Origin of the sequence: Burkholderia sp. AU33803 (assembly GCF_002223095.1) — a bacterium.
In the GTDB taxonomy this organism is placed as follows: Bacteria; Pseudomonadota; Gammaproteobacteria; order Burkholderiales; family Burkholderiaceae; genus Burkholderia.
This window is the reverse complement of the sequence record NZ_NKFJ01000008.1, coordinates 249,496-271,337: the sequence shown is the minus strand read 5'-3', so window position 1 is coordinate 271,337 and position 21,842 is coordinate 249,496. Positions and strand designations below refer to the sequence as shown.

Sequence of the window (21,842 nt, the reverse complement as noted above, 5' to 3'; positions counted from 1 at the left end):
GTATGCTGGATGAATGCCGTTCGGACGACCGACCAGCACGGCAAAAACTGCACACAATCACCGCGATTGCATCGCAATCACCGGCCGCACCGGGCCGATTTCAACTCCGGAACAGGAACTCGACATGGCAGAACTGGACAACGCGCTGTACGAACGGATCGGCGCGCTGAGCGACGCGGGCGATGCATTGATGGAAGAGGGCGACTACGCAGGCGCGCTCGAGAAATTCTGGGCGGGATTCGACCTGCTTCCCGAACCCAAGACCAACTGGGAAGCCGGCACCTGGTTGATGGCCGCCATCGGCGACGTGAATTTCCATCAGGCGAACTACGCGGCCGGACGCGACAATCTCGCCCAGTCGATGCATTTCCCCAACGCGATCGGCAACCCGTTCCTGCACCTGCGGCTCGGTCAGTGCCAGTTCGAGCTGGGCGATCTCGACCGCGCGGCCGACGAGCTGATGCGCGCCTATGCGAGCGGCGGGCCGGAGCTGTTCGAGGACGAGGACGGCAAGTACCTGCGATTCCTGGCGACGCGGGCAGAAGGCATCGAGACGCCCTGACGCGCGTCATTCGTGCCGCCAGCCCCCCGGCCGGCGTCGCGAGCAGGCTTCGACGCCCGCGCCGGGATGCCGGGCGTTTCTCCGCATGAGCGCAACTTGCCAATGAACCTGACCTTTCCACTCGTCACCCGATCCGACGCCGAGACGCTGGTTGCCATCCGCATCGCCGCGATGCGCGACAGCCTCGAGCGCATCGGCCGCTTCGATCCCCAGCGTGCGCGCGACCGGTTTCTCGCGTCGTTCGATCCGGCGCGATGCCGCTTCATCGGAGTCGACAGCGTGAACGCGGGCTTTTTCGTGGTGCGGCCGCAGGACGATCACTGGCTGCTCGACCATCTCTACATCGTGCCCGAGCATCAGGGAAAGGGGATCGGCGCGGCCGTGCTGCGCAGGATCCTGGCCGACGCCGACTCGCAGCGCATGCCCGTTCGCGTCGGCGCGCTGCGCGGCAGCGATTCGAACCGCTTCTATGCCCGGCACGGCTTCGTGCAGGCCGACGAAGCGGAGTGGGACATCTACTACGTGCGCGCACCGGGTTCGGCGACGGGGTAGATCGCAGCCGCGGTGCGATCCGGGCGAGCACATCAGCGTTTTCCCGGATACGGAATGCGCGGCGCATGCCGATGATGCAGAGAGACTATAAATACATGGTCCGAGGCCATCATGACGACATCTGCAACAAACGGACTGAATGCGGTATCGCCTGAAACGACCGGGGCGGCAGCGACATCCGACGATGCGGGTGGCGTGCCGTCGATCCTGCTGGTCGACGACGAGCCGAGCGTGCTGTCGGCGCTCAGGCGCGTGTTCCGTCCCGCCGGCTACGCGATCCTGACCGCGGAAAGCGGCGAGGCGGCGCTCGAGGTCCTGGCGTCGACCGAAGTCGACCTGATCGTGTCCGACATGCGGATGCCGGGCATGAGCGGCGCGGAGTTCCTGGCCCGCGCGCGAGCGCTCTACCCGGACACGATGCGCATCCTGCTGACCGGCTATGCGGAAATCGCGTCGGTCATGCAGGCCGTCAACGACGGCGGCGTCTATCGCTACCTGAACAAGCCGTGGGACGATCACGACCTGCTGCTGACGCTCGAACAGGCGCTGGAGCAACGGCGCCTGCGGCGTGAAGCGACCCGGCTGGCCGCGCTGACGGAAGCGCAGAACGAAGCGCTGCGCCGGTTCAACACGGAACTCGAAACGCAGGTGCGCGCACGCACGGAGGAACTCGGCCAGACCGTGATGTTCCTCGAAGCCGCGGAACGCGACCTGAAAAGCAGCTTCACCGCGATGGTCCAGGTCTGCGCGAGCATGATCGAGATCCGCTGCGGGTCGGCCAGCGGTCATGCGATGCGGGTGGGCGAGATCGCGCGGCGGCTGGCGCTGACCTCCGGGATGAGCGAGTTGCATGCGCAGGATGTCTATTTCGCGGGGCTGCTGCACGGCATCGGCAAGTTGTCGCTGCCGGACGAATTGCTGCGCAAGCCGCTCGCGAAGATGACGGCGGAAGAGCACGGCCTGTTTCTGCAGCATCCGCTGCGCGCGCAGATGGTGCTGACACCGGTCGCGCAACTGCACAAGGTCGCGTCGATCGTGCTGCACCAGTACGAGCGCTTCAACGGGCGCGGCACGCCGGATGGCCTGGCGGGCGACGCGATCCCGCTCGGCTCGCGAATCCTCGCGATCGCGCGCGATTTCGAAGGGCTGCGCAATGGCGACATCGGGGCGCCGCATTCGGTCGAGCAGGCGCTCGACGCGTTGCGCTCGCAGGCCGGCGTGCGTTACGACCCGCGGATCGTCGACGGCCTGATCGAGCTGATGCGGGACCCGGCGAGCCTCGGCATCGCGGCGTCGGTCGCGGAGATCAAGTCCGCGCAGCTGCGCGAAGGGATGCAGCTCGCCGACGATCTGCGCACGCATCGCGGCGTGCTGCTGATGACCAAGGGCAGCGTGATGTCGGCGCACCAGATCGAGCTCGTGCGCCGCTTCGAGACGCGCGAGGGGACGTCGTTCGACATCCTCGTGCTGGCCGGCCAGGCCGCGGCGAAGCCGGCGCAGGGCGCGCCGACTGCGGGCGCGGCGCCGGCCTGAGCCCGGCCGCGCGGCCTGATGGCCGCGGTGCACGACGGCGCGCCGCGGCAACGCACTCTCTTCAATTCGGGCGCTCGATCATGCACGGCACCTACCATCTCCCGCTCGTCCTGCTGTCGCTCGCGATCGCGACGCTGGCCTCCTATACGACACTCGACCTGGCCGCCTTCATTGCGCTGCTCGACAACCCGAAGATCAAGCATGCGTGGCTGGGCGGCGGCGCGGTGGCCATGGGCACCGGCATCTGGTCGATGCATTTCGTCGGCATGCTTGCGTTTTCGCTGCCGATTCCGCTCGGCTACGCATGGCCGGATACGGCCGCGTCGCTGGCGATTGCCGTGCTCGTGTCGTACTTCGCGCTGACCGTCGTCACGCGCGCACGGCTGGGCTGGCGGCGGCTGCTGGTCGGCGGCGTACTGATGGGCGCCGGGATCGCCGGCATGCATTACGCGGGGATGGCCGCGATGCGCATGGAGCCGGGCATCCGCTACGATGCCGCGCTGTTCGCCGCGTCGATCGGCATCGCGGTGATCGCGTCGACGGCCGCGTTGTGGATCGCACAGGCGTTGCGCGCGCAGCAGGCGCGCCATGCGACCGCCCAGCGGGTCGGTGCGGCCTTCATCATGGGTGTCGGCATCACCGGCATGCACTACACGGCGATGGCGGCCGCGCATTTCGCGCCGGACGCGCGGTGCGGGGCCGCGAACGGGGTCGATACGCCGTGGCTCGCGACGACGGTCGCGCTGTTCACGACGGGAACGCTGGTCGTCACGCTGTTGTTGACCCGATTCGATGCGCGCACAACCTTTTTGCGCGGGATGACCGATACGCTCGAGCGGCTCGTGCGCTTGCGCACCGTCGAACTCGAACGCGCGCTGCATCGCTACGAGCAGACGACGGCGATGCTGCAGCGCACGCGCGAGAACATGGCGACCGAGATCGACGAACGCAAGGCCGCGCAGGCGCGGCTAGAACAGGAGAAGGACGAGCAGCGGCGCCTGCTGCACGCGCTCGAGGAAACCCACGTGCAGCTGCTGCAGTCGGAAAAGCTCGCATCGATCGGTCAGCTCGCAGCCGGTGTCGCGCACGAGATCAACAATCCGATCGGCTTCGTCAGTGCGAACCTCAACACGTTGAAGACATGGGTGCGCAGCCTGCTCGACGTGATCGCCGCGCATGAAGCCGCGCTGCCGCAGCTCGACCCGGCCGCGCGCGACGCGCTGGCGGCGACGGGCCGCGCGGCGGACCTGGACTACGTGCGCGGCGAGATCGGGACGCTGATCGACGAATCGATCGACGGCGCGCTGCGCGTGCGGCGCATCGTGCAGGACCTGCGCGATTTCTCGCGCCCGGCCAGCGACGAATGGAGCGTGGTCGATCTCCGCGCGGGCCTGGAAAGCACGCTCAACGTCGTCCACAACGAACTCAAGTACAAGGCCGACATCGTGCGCGATTACGGCGACGTGCCGCAGGTCGAATGCCTGCCGTCGCAGTTGAACCAGGTGTTCATGAACCTGCTGGTGAACGCGGCGCACGCGATTCCCGAGCGCGGCGTGATCACGATCCGCACGTCGAGCGACGGCGAGCAGGTGTCGATCGCGATCAGCGACACCGGGACGGGCATGACGCCCGACGTCGTCCGGCGGATCTTCGATCCGTTCTTCACGACGAAGCCGGTCGGGCAGGGCACGGGGCTGGGCTTGTCGGTCTCGCACGGCATCGTCAAGCGCCATCGCGGCACCATCGACGTGACGAGCGAGCCCGGGCGGGGCACGACGTTCTGCGTCCGGATACCGATCCGGCGCGCCGGCGATCGCGAAAACACGGCGGAGCTGGCGCACCGGGCGTGATCGCGTGACGGCGTCGCGCGCCACGGGCCGGCGCGGTGGTTGCACGTCAGCGCAGCCGCTTGCGGTGTTGGCGACGAAAGAAATGCCAGAACATCGCGGTGGCGTCCGGCCCCGTCGCAGAGTGAAACGGCTCGCGCGGGTCGCCGCCGCTCCATGCATGCGGCAGCCGGCGGACGATGCAGACCCGGACGACGAGACGCCCGGCCTTCAGGTAGTCGACATAGTCGGCATCGTCGCGCGCATAAGTGCGTTGCTCGCCCACCCGTATCGCGCCGTGCTCGTCGACGAGTCGGTTGAGCCGCGCGAACGCGATGCCGAGCTGCGTCGCGTTCCGGTCGGTCACGACCGTATCGAGTGCGCCGTGCATGACGAGGGCCGGCATGCCGGGATAGGACGCGACGTCGGCGCAGGCCTCGACCGCGCGGATCGGGTCGTCGCGCAGGCCGCGACGCATCAGGTTCATCGCCGCCAACGCCGACGACGGCGGGGCGATCGCCGGGCCGGAGTGCAGGCCGACGGCCGCGAAGCGGTCGGGATACCGGATCGCCAGTGCCGCGGCGAGCCCGGCTCCGGCGGACATGCCGGCCAGGTAGATCCGGTCGCGGTCGAAGCCGTGCTGTCGCACGATGGCGTCGACCAGCGACGTGACGGCCGCGGCTTCCGACTCCGTCGCGTCGCCATGCCAGTGCCAGCAGCGGTGCGCATGCGCGGTCTTGGCTTGCTCGGGGAACAGCACGGCGAACCCCGAGCGCTCGGCGAGACGGCACATGCGTGTGCCCGCGGCAAACGATTCGGCACTCTGCTTGCAGCCGTGCAGCATGACGACGACCGGCATGCCGGCTGTCGTCGCCGGTGCGGCGGGGAGATACAGCGCGTAGGCGAGATGGTTCACGTAGCGGCCGGCGCTCGGGCCGGCGGAATGAAACGAGCGGAGCCACGTGCCGGGCGACTTGTCCGCCGGGGCGCGCGCGGGATGCGCGGTGCCGGTGCCGGTGCGCCTGGCGGGACGCACGGTGACGGCCGGCCGGGCGACGGGCTTGACCGCCCGCTTGGCGGCCGGTCGCGGCTTGCTCGTGCGCTTCGTCGGGCGCGCGCCGGCCGCGACGGAGAGCAGTTCGAGGGGCCGCAACCAGAGGCTGGTTTTTTTCCTGGGCATGTGCAGTTTCGTGCCGGCGGCCGACCATGGCAGGAAGATGCGGCCGACTCCGCCGTCGCGTTGACAATCGAAAGGAGGCGCGGAGCAAGGATCGTGCTGCCGGCCGCGTGCACATCGAAACCGGTCGGCCGGTCGAATGCAACGGAACGCGGGATGTTGCGTACGCGTGGCGATTCGAGTCGGCCATCGGCGATGCTAACCGTCCGATGTGACGCGCCGGCGAATCGAAGTGGGCTTCGACCCTGTCGCGCGCGAGGCTAGCGCCGATCCAGCAGTGTATCGCTCAATACGCTGAACGCCGCGCCCGGCAATTCATGCAGATGCTCGACCACGCTGCTGACCGGATAGAAGGTTTCGACCGCATCGTCGAGGATCCCGACACCGATCAGTTCGACGCGCCGCTCGCGCAGCGCATCGACGCGGGCGCGCAGGTCGGTGCGCAGGATCGCCGGGTTGCCGTCGCCGGTGGCCGGATAGCCGTCCGACAGCACCATCAGGATTCGCCGCCGCGCCCGCTTCGCCAGCAGCCGTTCGGCGGCCCAGCTCAACGCCTCGCCGTCGGGATTCTCGTGGCCGCATTCGATGCACGCGAGGCCGCTCGGATTGTCGGAATCGAACCGCTTGTAGACGCGCAGGTCGAGCCGTTCGACGAACCGGTTATAGCCGAACGTGTCGCGGCCCGCGTCGATCCAGCGCTGGTAGTGCGCGCGCATCGCGGCGTCCTCGACGGAGCTGTAGCCGAGCACTTCGCATGCAAAACCGAGCTGCGCCAGCGCATCGCACAGCGCCGCCGCGCACAGCGTGGCGAGTTCGATCTTCCTGCCGGTCATCGACCCGCTGCAATCGATCAGCAGGCTCACGGCCGCGTCGCGCCCCGGTGCGGCGCGCCGGACGCGGAATGGCGTGCGATAGCCGGGCGACGTGACGAGGCGGGCGAGCGACATCCGGTCGAGCTCGCCGCGTTCCTGTTCGCGTTTCCAGCGCGTCTGCTCGTCCACTTTCAACGCGCGTTCGAGTTTCAGCTTGAGCGGCTCGGTCTGCGCGCGGGCCGCGCTTCGCAGGCGGTGCCAGCGCGCCGGTTCGCCGTTGCCGGTGAAGTCCGTCACCGTGTCGAACGCGGTGGTCAGCGGGACCGACAGCAGCGGCCGGTTGTCCGCGGACAGGCGGATCGTGCCGGGCGGCATCGCGTCGCCCGGCGTCGGTGCTTCGGTGGACGATGCCGTGTCGGCGATCGCCCCGGCGCCCGATTCGGCGGAAACGGGCGCACGGGAGTCGTCCGGCGCGTGCTGTCCGTCCGACTCGAATTCGGCGGCGATGCTGTCGCTGTCGATCGTGCTGCCCGGATCGGCCGTGAACATCATGTTGTTCGCACCGGCCGACGCCAGCGCGCGCACGCGTTCGACGATCCGGTGCGCGGCGCGGATGCTGTCGGCGGTCGATGTGGCTGCACGCGCTGCGTCGACGAGATCGCCCGCTGCGGCCATCGTCGCGTCGAGCGACGGCACGCGCTCGATGGCAGGCGGCGGTTCGTCCCACAGCGCCCGTTCGATGCGCCACACCAGCCTGTCGCGCCACGCCATGCGCGACCACCGATGGAGCGTGTCGGCGGCCGTCGTCGCGCGCATCCGCCGCAGGAACGTCGTCGCGCCGGGATAGAGCGCGGCGAGGCGGCCGGCCGCGCGCCGGTCGTCGATCGCCTGCGCAATGGCCCGCACCACGGGCGACGCCAGGGCGGCAAGGTCATCGATCGCACTGAAACGGACGCGTGCCGCGTAGAGGTCGACGAGGCCGGTGATCGCATCGTCGTCGACGTCGACGTCGACGTCGTCGTCGCCGGCAAGCAGCGTGTCGGGCAGCACCAGCAGGTCGCGCTGCGCACTGGGCCCGTGGCGCGCGAACCGCACCTCGAGGCCGTGCCGTTGCGCGAGCGTGCGGGCCAGCCGGGTCAGGTGGAGCGACCGCGCGTCGTCGTCCCGGTCCATCGCGTCAGGCCTCGACGTCGATGTAGTGGCGAATGATGCTGCGGATCAGGTCGGCGTCTTCCGTGCCGACCTTCGCATAGATCGTCGGGCCGGCGGCCGATTCGGGATCGCCGGTGCGCAGCATCAGCTCGGCCCAGTCGATCAGGCGCCGCGTCGAGAACGCGCTGGCCAGATCCTCACGGACGAACGCGGCGCGGCAGTCGGCCGCGACGGCCGCGAGCGTGTCGGCCATCGCCGCGGTCATGGCCGGGCCGAACGTGCGCTGCAGCACGCGCGCCTCGTCGGGCGGCGGCAGGTAGTCGAGGCGGTAGACGCGCCAGCGGTCGAGAAACGCCTCGTTCATCACGTTGGCGCCCTGGTACAGATGGCGGAACTGCCCCATCGCGCCCACCGCATTGGCGGTCGCGAACAGCCGGAACGACGGATGCGGGACGACGATCTCGTTGCCTTTTTCCTTCAGCAACAAGCGGCCGGCCGGTTCGAGCACGGCGGTCAGCACCGCGAGGATCGCCGGTTCCGCGAAGTCGATCTCGTCGACGATGAGCCACAGCCCGTCACGCATCGCGGTCGGCAGCACGCCGTCGACCCAGATCGTCTCGCCGCCCTTGACGGTCCAGAACCCGACGAAGTCGCCGACCGTCGTCTGCCCGTTCATGTTCGAGCGCAGCACGCCGTGGCCGGTCAGCGCGGCGGCCTGCTCGATGAGGCTCGTCTTGCCCGTGCCGGTGTGGCCGATCAGCAGGATGCGCCGGTTCTCGACGATGTCTTCCAGCACGTTCGTCACGCGCGCGGTGAACAGGTAGGCCGGGTTCAGCGGCGGCACGAGCGGCCCGCCCGGGCCGCGCGGCATCGGCACGCCGCCCACCTGCGCGACGTGGGCCGCAGCGCCGGTTGCCGCCGGTCGCGACGCGTGCGCGCTTCGCAGCGCCTGCATGAACGCGCCGCGATGAGCGGGCGCCGCGCGATCGCCGGCTTCACGCCGGACGAAGCCCTCCTGGATCCACTTGTGCAGCTTCGCATCGAGGTTGTCCGCATCGACGACCGTATCGACCGAGGTGCTGCCGTCAGGCCGATGATGCTGGATGCGGTACAGGTGCGCGCGTTCGGCGCGGCTGACGATCCATTGCCCGGCGGACGGGTCCGCCGGTTGACGATAGACGCCGAGTACCGACGGGGCGGAAGAGGTGGAATCAGCGGGTGCGTTCATGGTGGCGAGCGAGAGTGGGCGGCTGGCGCTTCATGCCTGCGGTGCATCGCGTCGATTGTATATTTTTGCCGTGAACGGCGACATTCGCGCAGGAATCGATCCGCTGTGATCCGGGGCGGAGCAGGCGGCGCGTCGGTGCGCCGGATCGGGCGAGCGCCGTGGGCAATGCGCTGCAGCACGATCTTTCGGCTTCCTTGCTACGCCTCGAACCACGTTTGCCGTGCTGATTCGTCGGCAGCAGAGTGGCTCGTTGGTAGGGGCGCGGCCACGTACCTGCATGCGAAGGTCGATCGACCCCCCTCCGCCTTGCGCCCATCTTCCGGGTTTTTCACGAAAACAACCCGTCACGTCGAATCGCGGGCCGCCACACCTTGATCAATCGGGTGGAATGTCAGTACCGTAGCAGGCTTGATCGTCGGGCTTCCATCGCGTGTCGCTGGGCAGCCCGGCGTGACATCCCATTGCGCGCCGGCTGATGACGCTGGCGAAGGAGTGTTGAACGTGACGTCGACAGGCGTGGACAAGATGAGGATCCGTCGTGCCAGCGCACTCGATGCCCCGGCCGTGCTGGCGATATTCGACGACGTGATTGCGTGGTTCGTCTCCATCGGCAACGACGGGCAATGGGGCCGCGAGCCCTGGTCGACGCAACCCCGGCGGATTGCGCTCGTGACCGACGCCTGCGCGCTGCCCGACGCGTGGGTGGCAGAAGATCAGGACGGCCGCGTCCTCGGCGCATTGATCCTCGGCGAGTCGATGCCCTACGTGCCGCCCGCGACCGAGCCGGAAATCTACGTGCGCGTGCTGGTGGCATCGCGCGATGCGCGGGCGCGGGGTATCGGCCGGCGCCTGATGGCCTTCGCGGACGAGCGTGCCCGCGCGGCCGGGGTCGCGCGCTTGCGGGTGGACTGTTATGGCGGCGGGACCGGCGCGCTGGTACGTTTCTACGAGTCGTGCGGCTATGAGCGAATTGCACCCTTCGACGTGGAAGGGTGGCCGGGGCAGTTGCTGGGGCGTCGTTTGTGACGGCGCCTGACCGAAGCCACGCGGCACGGCGGCTTGCGGTCGAGCCCGGGAAGGCATCGAGTCGATCGTCTTACGCCTGGCCGGAAACGGTGGGCTGCCCGACGGGATGCCCGTGGGCCGACGAACCGGAATGCGCGGGCGCACCCTCCACACCGTGCGCGACCGGCAGCGCCACCCGCACATAAAGAAACGCGCGCCGCTCGCGATCGGGCAGCACCTGCGGCCCGTAACTGATCGTGACCGTGCCGTCGCGAATCTCACCCGCCTGCGCGAAACGCCACGCACGGGGATCGCTGTCGAGCAGGAATTCGGCGCGCGCATATGCATGCGGTTCGAACAGCGCGGGAATCTCCACCGGGCGTCCGTCGAGCTTGTCGAGCAATGCTTCGACCACGTTGAAGCCATAGCCGTCGCGCACGATGTCGCAGATGAAGCTGCCCGCGATGCGCGGATTCAGTTCGATCACGTGCGGCACGCCGTCGTGCACGATGCAGTCCAGGTGCACGGGCCCCCAGGTCAGCCCGGCGGCCGCCGTGGCGCGCGACCCGACGTCGATCAGCGCGCGCAGCGTGCTTGCAGCGAGGTCGAGTTCGGACGTATAGCCGCGCTCGAGAAAGCCCGCCCCGTGCCGTTTCAGCTTGCGTAGCGCGCCGACGTACCGGCCGTCGAAAAACTCGACGCAGTATTCGCTGCCGCTCAGGAATTCCTCGATCACGACGCGTTCGGTCGCGAGCGCTTGCGCGTCGGCTTGTCCGGCGGCGAGGGCGTCGAGCTGCGCACGCACCTCGGCGATGCTCTCGCAGCGCCGCACGCCATCGCTCGCCGAGCCTTCCGACGGCTTGACGACGACCGGGAAACGCAGCGGGTCGGCCGCGGCCGCGAGCGCCGCCGGCGCGGCCAGCGTGCCCGTGACGAATTGCGCGGCCGGGATGCCGTGCGCGGCGAGCAGCGCCTTCTGGTTCGACTTCGACACCGCGTGCGCGACGTGGCGCGCATCGGGGCCGGGCAGGCCGAGCGCGTCGGCGACCCACGCGGCGGTGCGCGCGTAGGTGTCGTGCGCGGTCGTCACGCGCAGCGTGTCGAGCGCGTCCGGATAGCGCGTGCGCAGCCAGCCGGCGAGCTGGCCGGCATCGGGTTCGAGGTTGATGGTCTCGACGCCCGCCGGAAAGACGCCGTCGAGACGGTGCCCGGGGGCGGTGATCACGGTCACGGCCACTTGCCGCGCAAGCGCGCCACGCACGAGCGCGAGGCTGCTGCCGGTGGCGCGGGCGCCGATCACGATGAGTCGCTTCATGATGGATCCTTGATCGAAGGCGGAAGAAGGGAACGGCATCGCGTGCCGGCTAGCGCGCACGGCGGCGCAGGCGCTGTGCTTCGAGGCGCGGCAGCAGATGCTGGACGACGCGCGGCAGCGTGTAGATCGGCAACTGCGCGCAGGTGAACACGAGCGCCATGGTGGGCGTCGCGGCGAGCCCGAGCGCGGCCCACATCAGCCCGACGTTGCGATTGGCGACGATCAGCGCGACATTGAGCCGCGTGCGGACATCGCCGGGCGTGAGCCCGTACGCGATGACCTGGAAGCCCGCGTTGACGGCGAACGCGAGGGCGATCGCGGTCAATGCGCGGTGCGGCGCGTCGATGATCGATTGCTGCATGCCGGCCATCGTGCCGAGCGCGAACACCAGCAGTGCGACGACGACCGTCGCATCGATCGGCGTCGCATAGCGGTCGAGCCGTGAGCCGGCGAAGCGCCGCACGAGCAGCGCGACGCCCTCGGCGCTGCCGATCAGCAGCGCGAGCCGCCACGCGAGCGTCAAAGGGGAAATCGACACGGCCGCATCGTGGCTGAACCAGGCCGTCAGCAGCGGCGCGGTGAGCGGCACGAACACCATCGACGCGAGGGTCGCGACGAGCGCGACGCTCGCGTCGAGCGACAGCATCCGCGCGATCGTCGACGTGCCGCTCGACGGCGGCGCGCAGTACGCGATCACCAGCGCGACGACCCAGTCGTACGGCATGCCGGCGAGCCGCGCGGCGATGCCGAGCGCGACCGGGCACGCGATCATCGTCGCGGCGGGCAGCAGCAGCGACACGGCTGGCCGCCGCGCGACCGCGCGCACCGCGCTGGGCTCGACGCGCAGCAGCGTGCCGAGCACGAACAGGAACACGGTGACGGGCATCAGCGGCCGCGCGAGATCCGCGAGGGGCGGCACCAGCAGCCCGAGGCCGACGCCGCACGCGAGCACGGTCGGGCCGCGCCGCACCAGCGCGGCGATCAGCGCGCGCACGGGCACGCCTCGGAGCGACGGCGGACGGTCGTGCGACCTGGGCAGGCGGAGAAGGGCATGCGGATTCCTCGGGAGCGGGCCGTCGGGCACCGGGTATCCGCAAGGCTAATCCGGAATTTTGGCGAAGTAAAATGATATTACCGTGATCAGTAACAAGAGAAAGTGATATGAACATCCCTCTGCTCGAAACCTTCCGGGCCGTCGTTCAGGAAGGCAGCGCACTGCGCGCGGCCGAACGGCTCGGCTGCACGCAGTCGAACGTCACCGCGCGGCTGCGCCTGCTCGAAGCGTCGCTCGACGCGCCGCTGTTCGACCGGCACGGCAAGCGGCTGGTGCTGAACGACGCGGGGCGCCGGCTGATCCCGTATTGCGATCGCATCCTGCGCCTCGTCGACGAAGCGACGCAGGTGGTGCGCGAAGCACCGGTCGCGCGCAGCTTCCGGCTCGGCTCGATGGAAAGCACGGCGGCCACGCGGCTGCCGGCGCTCGCCGCTGCGCTGAAGGCGCGCGACCCGGCGCTCGGCCTGGCGGTGCAGATCGGCAGCGAACCGGATCTGGCCGACGCGCTGCTGCGCGGCCGGATCGACGCCGCGCTCACCGCGCGCGCGGTCGTGCGCCCCGGGTTGCGCTACGAGCCGGCGTTCGCCGAAGAGATGGTGCTGGTGAGCGCGACCACGGCCACGCGGCGGCAGGTGCTGGCCGACCACCCGGTGCGGCTGCTCGCGTTTCACGACGGCTGCCCGTATCGCGCGGTCGCGGAGCACTGGCTGAAGGCGCGCGGCATCGCGATCGAGTCGGTGGCGTCGTTCGGCACGTTCGGCGCGATCCTCGGCTGCGTGGCGGCCGGCATGGGCGTCGCGATCCTGCCGAAGCGGATCACGACCGAGCACGTGGCGCGCAAGGAACTCCGGGCGCATGCGTTCGACGATCTCGACAGTGTGACGACCTATCTCGTCACGTCCGAAGCAGCGCCCGAGCTGCCCGAGCTCGAGACATTGCGCGCGGTGCTGGGGCGGCAGGCGGGGGCGTTGCTCGGGCGCTAGCGGCGCGCAACTCGGCGCGCGGCTCGGCGCACCGCACCGCGCGCGGCGCCGATCGCGCTACGCCGGCACGACCGCCCGTTCATCCGCGAAGAATTCAGCCTCGATCTCGCGAATCCGCCGGCAATCCTCCAGCAGCCGCTCGAACGTCGGGCTGTAAAGACCGACCGTGCCGAGCGCCGTCTGCAGGTCGGTCGTCACGCGTAGCGTGTCGCCCACCTTCGCCCATTGCTTGAGCCCGACGAACGACGGCAGCGCCTGGATCGCCTGCCACGTGAAGTCCTGCCGCAGCACGCCGTTGCGCGACGACAGCAGCAGCACGTGCCCGCAGTAACCGCGAAAATCCGTCGGCGCGTTGACGTCACCGAACAGCCGTTCCGGGTGCAGCACGGCCTCCACGGCAGCCGACACATGATTCTCGCCGCTGACCGCGCTCGTCAGCCGCGGATCGAGGCTGCCGTGCAGCCGCGCGTTCAGCTCGACGATCGTCGGGCCGTCGGCCGTGTCGAACAGTTCGAGATGGGTCGGCCCGAAGCGCACGTCCAGCGCGTCGAGCACGGCGGCCGCGTAGTCGAGCAGCGGCGCGTAGCGCCGATCGGCGTGATTCAGCACCAGCATCTTGTCGAGCCGCGGCGCATGCGTGCGGTCGCGGTGCACTTCCCACAGGCTGACCACCCGGTGGCGGCCTTCGAACGACACCGAATCGACGATGTATTCCTGCCCCTCCGAATAGCTCTGGATCACGATGTCGTCGTTCGGCTGGTTGTACAGCGAACGGGTGGCCAGCACGTCGCGCGCGGCGGCCTCGACCTGGTCGAGCGTCCGGCAGATCTTCACGCCGGTCACGCCTGCGCTGCGCGCCGGCTTCACCACGAGCGGCAGCTTGCCGTATGCGCGCGCCCATTCGAGGGCGGCGTCGACCGACGTGCTGTGGAAATGAGCCGGCGCACGCAGGCCGGCCTGGCGAATGCGCTCGTTCATCGCGTACTTGTCGCGCCGCGCGGCCGACGTCGCGAGCGGATTGCGCGTCGGCACGTCGAGCCGTTCGGCGAGCGTGTCGGCCAGCTCCAGCGCCGCGTCGAGGCCGTGCAGCACCGCGCCGATCCGCAGGTCGCTCAACTGCGCGAGCGTCGCGTCGATATCGCCGTGATGCTGGACCTGGCGGATATAGTCGGACGGGACGAACTGGTTCCGGTAGATTTCCGGCAGGTCGGGGTCGCTGATCACGTGCGCGCAACGGATGCCGTAGGCGCGGAACGCGGGCGCCAGATAGGCGGCGGTCGACGCGCCGTCGACGATCAGGACGGTATCGATGAAACGATGCGGCATGGATTCCTCGCTGGGCTGGGGGATCGGTTGAAGGGGGCTCGGGCTCAGGCCCGCGGGCCGCTATCGGGTGCACCGCGGGGCGCCTCGCCGGGCCAGCGCGTGGCCAGCACGATGCAGAGGGCGACGAGCACGGCCGCGGCCGCGAACCCGCGTGCCGCGCCGGCCACGATCGCCGCGCGCTGGCCCGCGACCAGCGCGCCGAGCGCCGCGACGCCGACAGCTGCGCCCACCTGGCGCGCGGTATTGAGGATCGCCGACGCGGTGGCCGCGCGGCTGGCCTCGACGCTGCCGAGCATCGTCGACGTCAGCGCGGGAATCGCGATGCCGCCGCCGATTGCCATCGCCGCGAGCCCGGGCGCCAGCAGCGCATACGGCGTGTGCGCGCCGAGCGTCTGCCACAGCCACACGTAGCCCGCGAGCGACACGGCGAGGCCCACGATGACGGTCGCGCGGAAGCCATGGCGGACGGCGAGACGCGCGCTCGCGATGTTGGCGAGCATGATGATCGTGAGCGGCGCGAGCGCGAGCCCCGATTCGGTCGCGGTGAAGCCGCGCGCGTTCTGGAAATAGAGGCTCAGCGAGAAGATCAGCCCGTAGAACGCGGCATTCGTGATCGCGCCGATCGCGAGCACGCCCGGCACGCGCGCGATCCGGAAGAAGGCGAGCTGCAGCATCGGCGCGGCCACGCGCCGCTCGATCGCGACGAACAGCGCGCCGAGCACGACCGACGCGGCCAGCGCACCGGCCGCATACGGATCGCGAACCCCCTGTGCGCCGGCCCGGATGATCCCGCCCGTCAGCAGCGCGAGCACGAGCACCGCGACGATCTGGCCGGCCGGATCGAACAGCCGCGTGCGCGCGGCGGCCGAATCGCGCACATGGCGCAGCGTGAGCCACAGGCCGCCTGCGCAGATCGGCAGATTGATGAAGAAGATCGCACGCCAGCCGAGCGAATCGATCAGCAGGCCGCCGAGTGTCGGCCCGGCCGCGCTGATCGCGCCGCCCGTCGCGCTCCACCACGCGACGGCCCGCACCCGGGCGGCCGCATCGTTGGCACACGCATGCGTGATGAGCGCGAGCGACGTGGGCAGGATCATCGCGGCGCCCACGCCCTGCGCGACACGCGCGGCGATCAGCGCAATCAGCGACGGTGCGAGCGCGCAGCCGAGCGATGCCAGCAGGAACAACGCGAGGCCGTATGCGAACAGCCGGCGGCTGCCGAAGCGGTCGGCCAGCGTGCCGGACGTCAGCAGCAGCGCGGCGAACGACAGCGTGTACGCATCGACGATCCATTGCAGCCCGTGGACGCTCGATCCGAATGAATGGCCGAGGCTCGGAATCGCGACGTTGACCACGGTCACGTCGAGCTGGACGATCGCGAAGCCGAGGCTCGCGGCCGCGACGGTCGGGAAGATCGCGCGCAGCGACGTGCGATGCGGCGGCGCGCCGGCGGCCACCGTGCGCTCGAGTGCCGGCGCGCGATCGCTCATCGGGCCCTCCGCGCCGCGTGGCGGGTAGGGCGGCACGCAGCCAACGGCGCGTCGGTTCCGGGCGACCTGCGCAGCAGATGGAATCGGTTCATCTAACGGGTTTCCGTGGGGCGGAGGAAGGGCGCCGGCTGCCGATCGACGGCCGGCGCATCGTCGAATCCGACAGAAAACTAGCATCGACCCGTTAGCGAATACAAATAATAACCGTCGATTATTTAACAACCATTCGTGTTAAGCGACGGTGCGAACGACGCGGCCTGCCGCTCGCCGCGTTGCTGAACTTATATCGAAAATTTTTGTTTGCAATCGAATTAATATCATTTCGAAATGCAATGACGGTCTCCTAGTCTTGTCGAGCGCCGGGCCCCGAGGATGGCCACGCGCGGCGGTAGTGCCATACCGCTTATCGACCTCCGATCTTTATACGAGAGACCTATGACCTATCTCGCAGATGAACGCATCGTTTTGACGGCAGCGGAATCCAGTCATATCCGCACGACGCTCGGCGCACTGCCCTATGATCCGGCGGGCGGCGCGGGCTACATCAGCGCGGTGCGCAAGCTTGCCTACACCGCGTTTCCCGACCGGGTCGTCGACGCGTTCGATCGCGCGAAGGCGCCCACCGCCGATGCGCACGGCTCGATCGAGATCGACAACCTGCCGATCGACGACGACGTGACGGGCAGCCCGCGGTTCGAGGAAACCGGCCGCTCGTTCAAGGCCGGCGTGTTGAGCGAGAACGTGCTGGTCGCGTTGAGCACGCTGGCCGGCGAGCCGTATTCGATTGCGCACGAAGGCCGCGAGCTCGTGAACAACCTCACGCCGCACAAGGCGACCGCGCGCGACTATACGGGCCTGGGCTCCGAGGTCGAGCTCGATTTCCATATCGAGAACGCCGCGCAGGCGCACATGCCGGAAGGCGACACGTCGCCGTTCGCATTGCTGCTGCTCGGCGTGCGCAGCGAAGCCGGCGGCGGCCCGTACACGCGGCTCGCCGATGCGCGTCGCGCGCTGCAGCTGCTGTCGCCCGACGATATCGCGCAACTCTACGGCGAGCACTACATCATCCGCGTGCCGTACCGGTGGCGCGGAGCGGCGCCGACGCCGCGCGACAACACCGACCTGAGCGCGGTGCTGTCGGGGCCGCTCGAGGCGCCGCGCGTGACGGTCGCGTTCTATCCGGACATGGTGCTGGCGGTCAACACGCGCGCGCAGGAGGCGCTGGCCAACCTGTATCGCGCGGTGCGCGAGGTGTCGTTCGGCGTGCAGATTCAACCGGGCAAGCTGGTGCTGATCAACAATCATTTCACGCTGCATTCGCGCGACCGTTTCGATCCGCAATACGACGAGAACGACCGGGCATTCCGCTGGGTGCAGCGCGTGTTCGTCGCGCGCAGCCTGTGGAACTTCCGCGCATTCACGCCGCTGCAGGCGCGCGTGTTCGATCCGAAGGCGCTGTATGCGGGCGAGTCGCAAGCAACGCGCCCGGCGCCGGTTGCTCAACCGGTGACGCAACGCGCGGCCGCGGCCGAACTCGAAGCGACGCCCGCCTGAGCGGGCCGTGAACGCCAGGCGGCGACGGACGGTGACAATCGTTCTGTTCCGCCCGCGTTCCGCGCCCGCACCATCAAAAAATAAAGGAATCCGGAAGACATGAGAAGAACAGCATTCCCCGTTGCGCACGTCGTTCGCGTGCTGGCCGCCGTCCTGGTCGGCAGCAGCATGGCCGCGCAGGCCGCGACGTTCGACCTGAGTCCCGAGCAGCCCGGCCGGCTGCGCGGCAGCTTGAACCCGGCAGTCGAGCAGGCGTTGCCGGCCGGCTTCCGCTTTGCCGAGGCGAACACACTGACGATCGGCATCGCGCCGAACCTGCCGCCGCTCAGCACCTATGCGACCGATGCGCGAACGGTGGTCGGCTTCGATCCCGATCTCGCGCAGCTCGTGGCGGACAGCATCGGCCGCAAGCTGAAGCTCGTGCCGTTGTCGTGGGCCGACTGGCCGCTCGCGCTGCAGTCCGGCAAGGTCGACGCGGTGATCTCGAACGTGACGGTGACCGAACAGCGCAAGGAGAAATTCGACTTCTCGACCTACCGCAAGGATCAGCTCGGCTTCTACGTGAAGAACGGCAGCCGGATCGCCGCGATCCGCGAGCCGAAAGATGTTGCCGGGCTGCGCGTCGTGACCGATTCGGGCACGAACCAGGAAAAGATCCTGCTCGAGTGGAACCGGCAGAACGTCGCGCGCGGCCTCGCGCCGGTCGAGATCCAGTATTACGCCGATGCGGCCGAGCGGTGGGTCGCGCTGCAGTCGGGGCGCGTCGACACGATCTTCAGCGTGAATTCGATGCTCGCGTACCAGGCGTCGCTGCGCGGCGATGCGAAGCTGATCGGCACGGTGAGCGGCGGCTGGCCGCGCACCGCGGACATCGCGATCACGACGCGCAAGGGCAGCGGCCTCGCCGATCCGCTGACGGTCGCGATCAATGCGCTGATCGCGAACGGCAGCTACCGGAAGGTGCTCGGCCGCTGGAGCCTCGACGCCGAAGCGATCGAGCGGTCGCAGACCAATCCGCCGGGGCTGCCGCGCACCTGAACCGCCCACGTGCCGATTGCCGCGACGCTCACGTGATCGGCCACTGCAGGATCACGATGCCGTCGTTGTAGTCGGCATCGGCACCGTCCTCGGCGCCCAGCCAGCCGAGCCAGACGGAGTCGCCCGCGGACAGCGGCGCGAGGCGCGCATCGGTCGCGGATGGCCTGCCGTTGGCCGACGCGTCGATCCGGATCTTGCCGCCCTTCGAGTTCAGCGTGAACATCCTGACGCCGTCCTCGCTGTTGCCGACGAACGATGCGGCCGGTTCCGGCGCATCGTCGACGAAGAGTTTCAGGTCCTGCCGGTCGGCGGCATTCGCGTAGAAGATCGCCTTGAACGCCGTATTCGGCGGCAGCGTGAAGTGACCATTGCGATCCGACGACGGCTTGAAACCGGGCTGCTTCGTGTCCGGCCCGCTCCCCGCGATCTCGATCGACGTTTCCCAGCGGAAATAGCCCGATACGTTGCCGTCACGGTCGTATACGCCGAAGTCGGCCGTACACGTGGTGGCGCCCGCGGCCAGCACGTTGCTGCGCCAGTAGTGGTCCTTCATCGGATGGCACGGCGGATGCAGCAGGTCGTCGGCATCCGGCACGGGCGTGGCCGCGTCGCGCACTTCGGGTTCGATCGGCGCGACGATGCCCGCCTCCTTCAACGTGAACCGGACGAACAGCACGCTCACCTCGGCGCGCAGGGCCAGCGCGGTTTCGCGCAGGCGCAGCTGGTCGCCCGGCGACAGGCCGGTAAAGAGGCGGCTGTCGTTGTGGCCGAGCTGCGCGCCGCCGCCGGGGCTCACCACATAGAGGTGCCGGCCGTCGATCACGGTCGGTGCGGCCGGGTCCCGGCTTGCCTCCGGGTAGGCCGACAGCAACGTGACGGCGTCGACGATCACCAGCACATCGCAACGAAGACCAGACATGAGCGCTTCCTCCGCAACAAGGGGATGACGCGGGCAGCCGCCGCGCGGCCGCCCGCCTGCCGCGATCAGTTATGGATCGAGATGAACGGATCCCAGGAGAAGCAGCCCTGGCTCTGGCAGTTGCGATCGATGATCTGGAACTGGAAGTGGTACGTCACGCGGCCGACTTTCAGGCATTCCGACGACCAGTAGTAGTTCGCGACCTTCTGGCAGGTCGGCACCTCGGGCTTGCTGGTGTTCGGCACCGGAATGGACGCCTCCGCGACGCGCGGCGTCGGCGTCGAGATCAGTTCGTTGCCGACGTTGCCGACGAACTTGTAGAACACGACCTGGTTCTCGAAGCCCAGCGACAGGCTCGTTTCACGCCAGCGGATCAGGTCGCCGACCTGCGCCTTCAGGTCGAGTTCGCCGCCCGCCTGCCCGGAGATGACGTTGTCCTGGTTGGTCACCATATAGACATAGCGCCAGTCGATCAGCGTCGGTGCGGCCGGGTTCTTGCTGGGATTCGGATATTTTTTGAGAATGGTTTCGGTGTCGAATGAGACGAGCACATCGGTAACGCGTGACATAGAAGCTCCCGTTTGAATGAATGGGACTTATTGTTGCGCGAATTTCTTCGTGCGGCCGCCATCGCCTTGTCCTGCAAGGCTTCGTACCGATCAAGGCACGTGCAGGCGAGATGGCGAATGCAGATTATCCCGTTCGGTTAATTCCGGAAGCTGTAAAGGTAAACAGGGTATTAATATTATTTCGGACGGTAATTTTAAAATCGGATTCAATCGGCTCGATGCGTTACATAAATATAGCGACATTGAACCTGTTAATGGAGCGGCCGATTAATTCCGGGCGTGGCGGAAAGGGAGCGGGATGGCTTACCGGTAGGTCCACAGCCGGTGCAGCGCGAACGTGGTCGGCGGAACCAGCAGTGCGATCGTGACGATGCTCATCCCTCGGGAGCTTCCGAGCGCTTCGGCCGCCCGCGCGAGCAGCATCGTTTCGACGAAGCCGGCCAGCGTGACCGCGAGAAAGCGCAGCGCGTTGCGCGTGCGCACCGTCGACGAGAAGCTCCACAGCGTATTCGCGAGATACGAGAAGGCCGTCGCGCAGAGGAAGGCGATCGCGTTCGCCGTCACCAGCGTCGCATCGAACCGCGCGAACAGCGCCGCGGCCACCAGCGTGTGGATCGCGGTCGAGCCGAGCCCGGACACGCCGAAGCGCACGAGCCGCGTGCGCTCGGCCTGGAGCAGGGCGATCATGGCCGTCGGCACGGGTCAGCGTGCGCCGATCCGCGCACGGGTCGGCTGCACGCGCCGGCGGGCGATCTGGCGGCGCGCATCGCGCGCGACCGGGAGTTCGATCACCTTGCCGTGCGCCTGGTAGCGGCGGCGGATCAGGTAGACGGGCCGTTGCTTCGACTCGTCGTAGATCCGCCCGACGTATTCGCCGACGACACCGATCCCGATGAGCTCGATCCCGCCGATGAACAGCGTGACCGAGATCAGCGATGCGTAGCCGAGCACCGGATTGCCGAACAGCAGCGTGCGGACGATGATGAACGCGCCGTACAGGAACGCGAGCGTGGCGATGCCGACGCCGATGTAGGTCCAGCTGCGCAGCGGCACGGTGCTGAAGCTGGTGATGCCTTCCAGCGCGAAATTCCACAGCTTCCAGCCGGAGAACTTCGAGTGCCCGGCGCTGCGTGCGTCGCGCTGGTATTCGACGATCACGGTGCGGTAGCCGACCCACGCGAACAGCCCCTTCATGAAGCGATGCCGCTCGGGCAGGTTGCGCAGCGCGTTCACGACCTTGCAGTCCATCAGCCGGAAATCGCCGACGTTCTCCGGTAGTTTCACGTCCGACAGCAGGTTGTGCACGCGATAGTAGATCGCGGCCGCCGTGCGTTTCGCGTACGAATCGCACGCGCGGTTGCTGCGCTTCGCGGCGACGACTTCCGCGCCGTCGCGCCAGTGCTCGATCATCACGGGGATCAGGCTCGGCGGATCCTGCAGGTCGGCGTCGAGCGGGATCACCGCGTCGCCGAGCGCTTCGTCGAGGCCGGCCGTGAGCGCCGCTTCCTTGCCGAAGTTGCGGGTGAGGTCGATCACGCGCACGCGCCGCTCGGCGCTGCTGATCCGGATCAGCCGGTCGAGCGTGTCGTCGCGGCTGCCGTCGTTCACGCAGACGATCTCGAAACGGATCGCGTCGATGGACGTCATCAGCGGCATCACGACGTCGAAGAAGTGCTCGACGGCCTCGCCTTCGTTGTAGAACGGCACGACCAGCGAGATGAGCGGTGTATAGAGTGGTTCCCGCATG

The 21,842-nt window shown here is 68.6% G+C and carries 19 protein-coding genes; 8 read left to right on the top strand and 11 right to left on the bottom strand.

Annotated features, from left to right (window positions below; genetic code table 11):
* The first annotated feature begins 124 nt into the window (after nucleotides 1-124).
* The 4 genes from CFB41_RS32745 (at nucleotide 125) to CFB41_RS32730 (ending at nucleotide 4,497) form a co-directional block, all read left to right on the top strand.
* A complete protein-coding gene (locus CFB41_RS32745) occupies nucleotides 125-562 on the top strand; it encodes a tol-pal system YbgF family protein (protein WP_089459458.1) in 438 nt (145 codons plus the stop codon).
* Nucleotides 563-664: 102 nt separating this feature from the next.
* Nucleotides 665-1,114 (top strand): GNAT family N-acetyltransferase, encoded by a 450-nt coding sequence (locus tag CFB41_RS32740; protein WP_089459457.1) that lies wholly within the window; start codon nucleotides 665-667, stop codon nucleotides 1,112-1,114.
* 111 nt (nucleotides 1,115-1,225) lie between these two features.
* Nucleotides 1,226-2,647, top strand: coding sequence for an HD domain-containing phosphohydrolase (locus tag CFB41_RS32735; protein WP_089459456.1), 1,422 nt, complete (start codon nucleotides 1,226-1,228; stop codon nucleotides 2,645-2,647).
* Between the two features lie 80 nt (nucleotides 2,648-2,727).
* A complete protein-coding gene (locus CFB41_RS32730; protein WP_089459455.1) occupies nucleotides 2,728-4,497 on the top strand; it encodes a histidine kinase in 1,770 nt (589 codons plus the stop codon).
* A gap of 46 nt (nucleotides 4,498-4,543) precedes the next feature.
* Here CFB41_RS32730 and CFB41_RS32725 read toward each other — a convergent pair whose 3' ends face one another.
* From CFB41_RS32725 to CFB41_RS32715, 3 genes are all read right to left on the bottom strand, one after another.
* Nucleotides 4,544-5,653 carry an alpha/beta fold hydrolase gene (locus CFB41_RS32725; protein ID WP_089459454.1) on the bottom strand — a complete coding sequence of 370 codons (1,110 nt, stop codon included), beginning with the start codon at nucleotides 5,651-5,653 and terminating at the stop codon, nucleotides 4,544-4,546.
* 257 nt (nucleotides 5,654-5,910) lie between these two features.
* Nucleotides 5,911-7,635 (bottom strand): cobalamin biosynthesis protein CobT, encoded by a 1,725-nt coding sequence (locus CFB41_RS32720; protein ID WP_089459453.1) that lies wholly within the window; start codon nucleotides 7,633-7,635, stop codon nucleotides 5,911-5,913.
* Between the two features lie 4 nt (nucleotides 7,636-7,639).
* A complete protein-coding gene (locus CFB41_RS32715; RefSeq protein WP_089459452.1) occupies nucleotides 7,640-8,842 on the bottom strand; it encodes an AAA family ATPase in 1,203 nt (400 codons plus the stop codon).
* Nucleotides 8,843-9,343: 501 nt separating this feature from the next.
* Here CFB41_RS32715 and CFB41_RS32710 point away from each other — a divergent pair.
* A complete protein-coding gene (locus CFB41_RS32710; protein ID WP_089459742.1) occupies nucleotides 9,344-9,868 on the top strand; it encodes a GNAT family N-acetyltransferase in 525 nt (174 codons plus the stop codon).
* Between the two features lie 70 nt (nucleotides 9,869-9,938).
* On the opposite strand, the gene CFB41_RS32705 is transcribed toward CFB41_RS32710, so the two are convergent.
* Entirely contained in the window at nucleotides 9,939-11,162 is a 1,224-nt protein-coding gene (locus CFB41_RS32705; protein WP_089459451.1) for an acetyl-CoA carboxylase biotin carboxylase subunit family protein, read from the bottom strand.
* Nucleotides 11,163-11,211: 49 nt separating this feature from the next.
* Entirely contained in the window at nucleotides 11,212-12,156 is a 945-nt protein-coding gene (locus tag CFB41_RS32700) for a hypothetical protein (protein ID WP_089459450.1), read from the bottom strand.
* A gap of 167 nt (nucleotides 12,157-12,323) precedes the next feature.
* On the opposite strand from CFB41_RS32700, the gene CFB41_RS32695 reads away from it, so the two are divergent.
* The gene (locus CFB41_RS32695; RefSeq protein ID WP_089444328.1) at nucleotides 12,324-13,199 is read left to right on the top strand and encodes a LysR family transcriptional regulator; all 876 of its coding nucleotides are present in this window, start codon (nucleotides 12,324-12,326) and stop codon (nucleotides 13,197-13,199) included.
* A gap of 57 nt (nucleotides 13,200-13,256) precedes the next feature.
* On the opposite strand, the gene CFB41_RS32690 is transcribed toward CFB41_RS32695, so the two are convergent.
* Together CFB41_RS32690 and CFB41_RS32685 are read right to left on the bottom strand one after the other, a co-directional pair.
* Complete coding sequence (locus CFB41_RS32690) at nucleotides 13,257-14,525, bottom strand: ATP-grasp domain-containing protein (RefSeq protein ID WP_089459449.1); 1,269 nt, start codon at nucleotides 14,523-14,525, stop codon at nucleotides 13,257-13,259.
* 44 nt (nucleotides 14,526-14,569) lie between these two features.
* On the bottom strand, nucleotides 14,570-16,015 hold the full coding sequence (locus CFB41_RS32685; protein WP_089459448.1) for an MFS transporter: 1,446 nt from the start codon (nucleotides 16,013-16,015) through the stop codon (nucleotides 14,570-14,572).
* 435 nt (nucleotides 16,016-16,450) lie between these two features.
* Here CFB41_RS32685 and CFB41_RS32675 point away from each other — a divergent pair, with 435 nt between their 5' ends.
* Both CFB41_RS32675 and CFB41_RS32670 read left to right on the top strand, forming a co-directional pair.
* A complete protein-coding gene (locus tag CFB41_RS32675) occupies nucleotides 16,451-17,569 on the top strand; it encodes a TauD/TfdA family dioxygenase (RefSeq protein ID WP_089444325.1) in 1,119 nt (372 codons plus the stop codon).
* A 99-nt stretch (nucleotides 17,570-17,668) separates the two neighbouring features.
* The gene (locus tag CFB41_RS32670; RefSeq protein ID WP_089459447.1) at nucleotides 17,669-18,607 is read left to right on the top strand and encodes an ABC transporter substrate-binding protein; all 939 of its coding nucleotides are present in this window, start codon (nucleotides 17,669-17,671) and stop codon (nucleotides 18,605-18,607) included.
* Nucleotides 18,608-18,635: 28 nt separating this feature from the next.
* Here CFB41_RS32670 and CFB41_RS32665 read toward each other — a convergent pair whose 3' ends face one another.
* The 4 genes from CFB41_RS32665 to CFB41_RS32650 all read right to left on the bottom strand — a co-directional run bounded on the left by CFB41_RS32665 (nucleotide 18,636) and on the right by CFB41_RS32650 (nucleotide 21,841).
* Entirely contained in the window at nucleotides 18,636-19,526 is an 891-nt protein-coding gene (locus tag CFB41_RS32665; protein WP_089459446.1) for an AidA/PixA family protein, read from the bottom strand.
* Nucleotides 19,527-19,591: 65 nt separating this feature from the next.
* Nucleotides 19,592-20,095 (bottom strand): inclusion body family protein, encoded by a 504-nt coding sequence (locus CFB41_RS32660; RefSeq protein WP_011349899.1) that lies wholly within the window; start codon nucleotides 20,093-20,095, stop codon nucleotides 19,592-19,594.
* 303 nt (nucleotides 20,096-20,398) lie between these two features.
* A complete protein-coding gene (locus CFB41_RS32655; protein ID WP_089459445.1) occupies nucleotides 20,399-20,782 on the bottom strand; it encodes a GtrA family protein in 384 nt (127 codons plus the stop codon).
* A gap of 15 nt (nucleotides 20,783-20,797) precedes the next feature.
* Nucleotides 20,798-21,841 carry a glycosyltransferase family 2 protein gene (locus CFB41_RS32650; protein ID WP_089459444.1) on the bottom strand — a complete coding sequence of 348 codons (1,044 nt, stop codon included), beginning with the start codon at nucleotides 21,839-21,841 and terminating at the stop codon, nucleotides 20,798-20,800.
* Nucleotide 21,842: the final 1 nt, after the last annotated feature.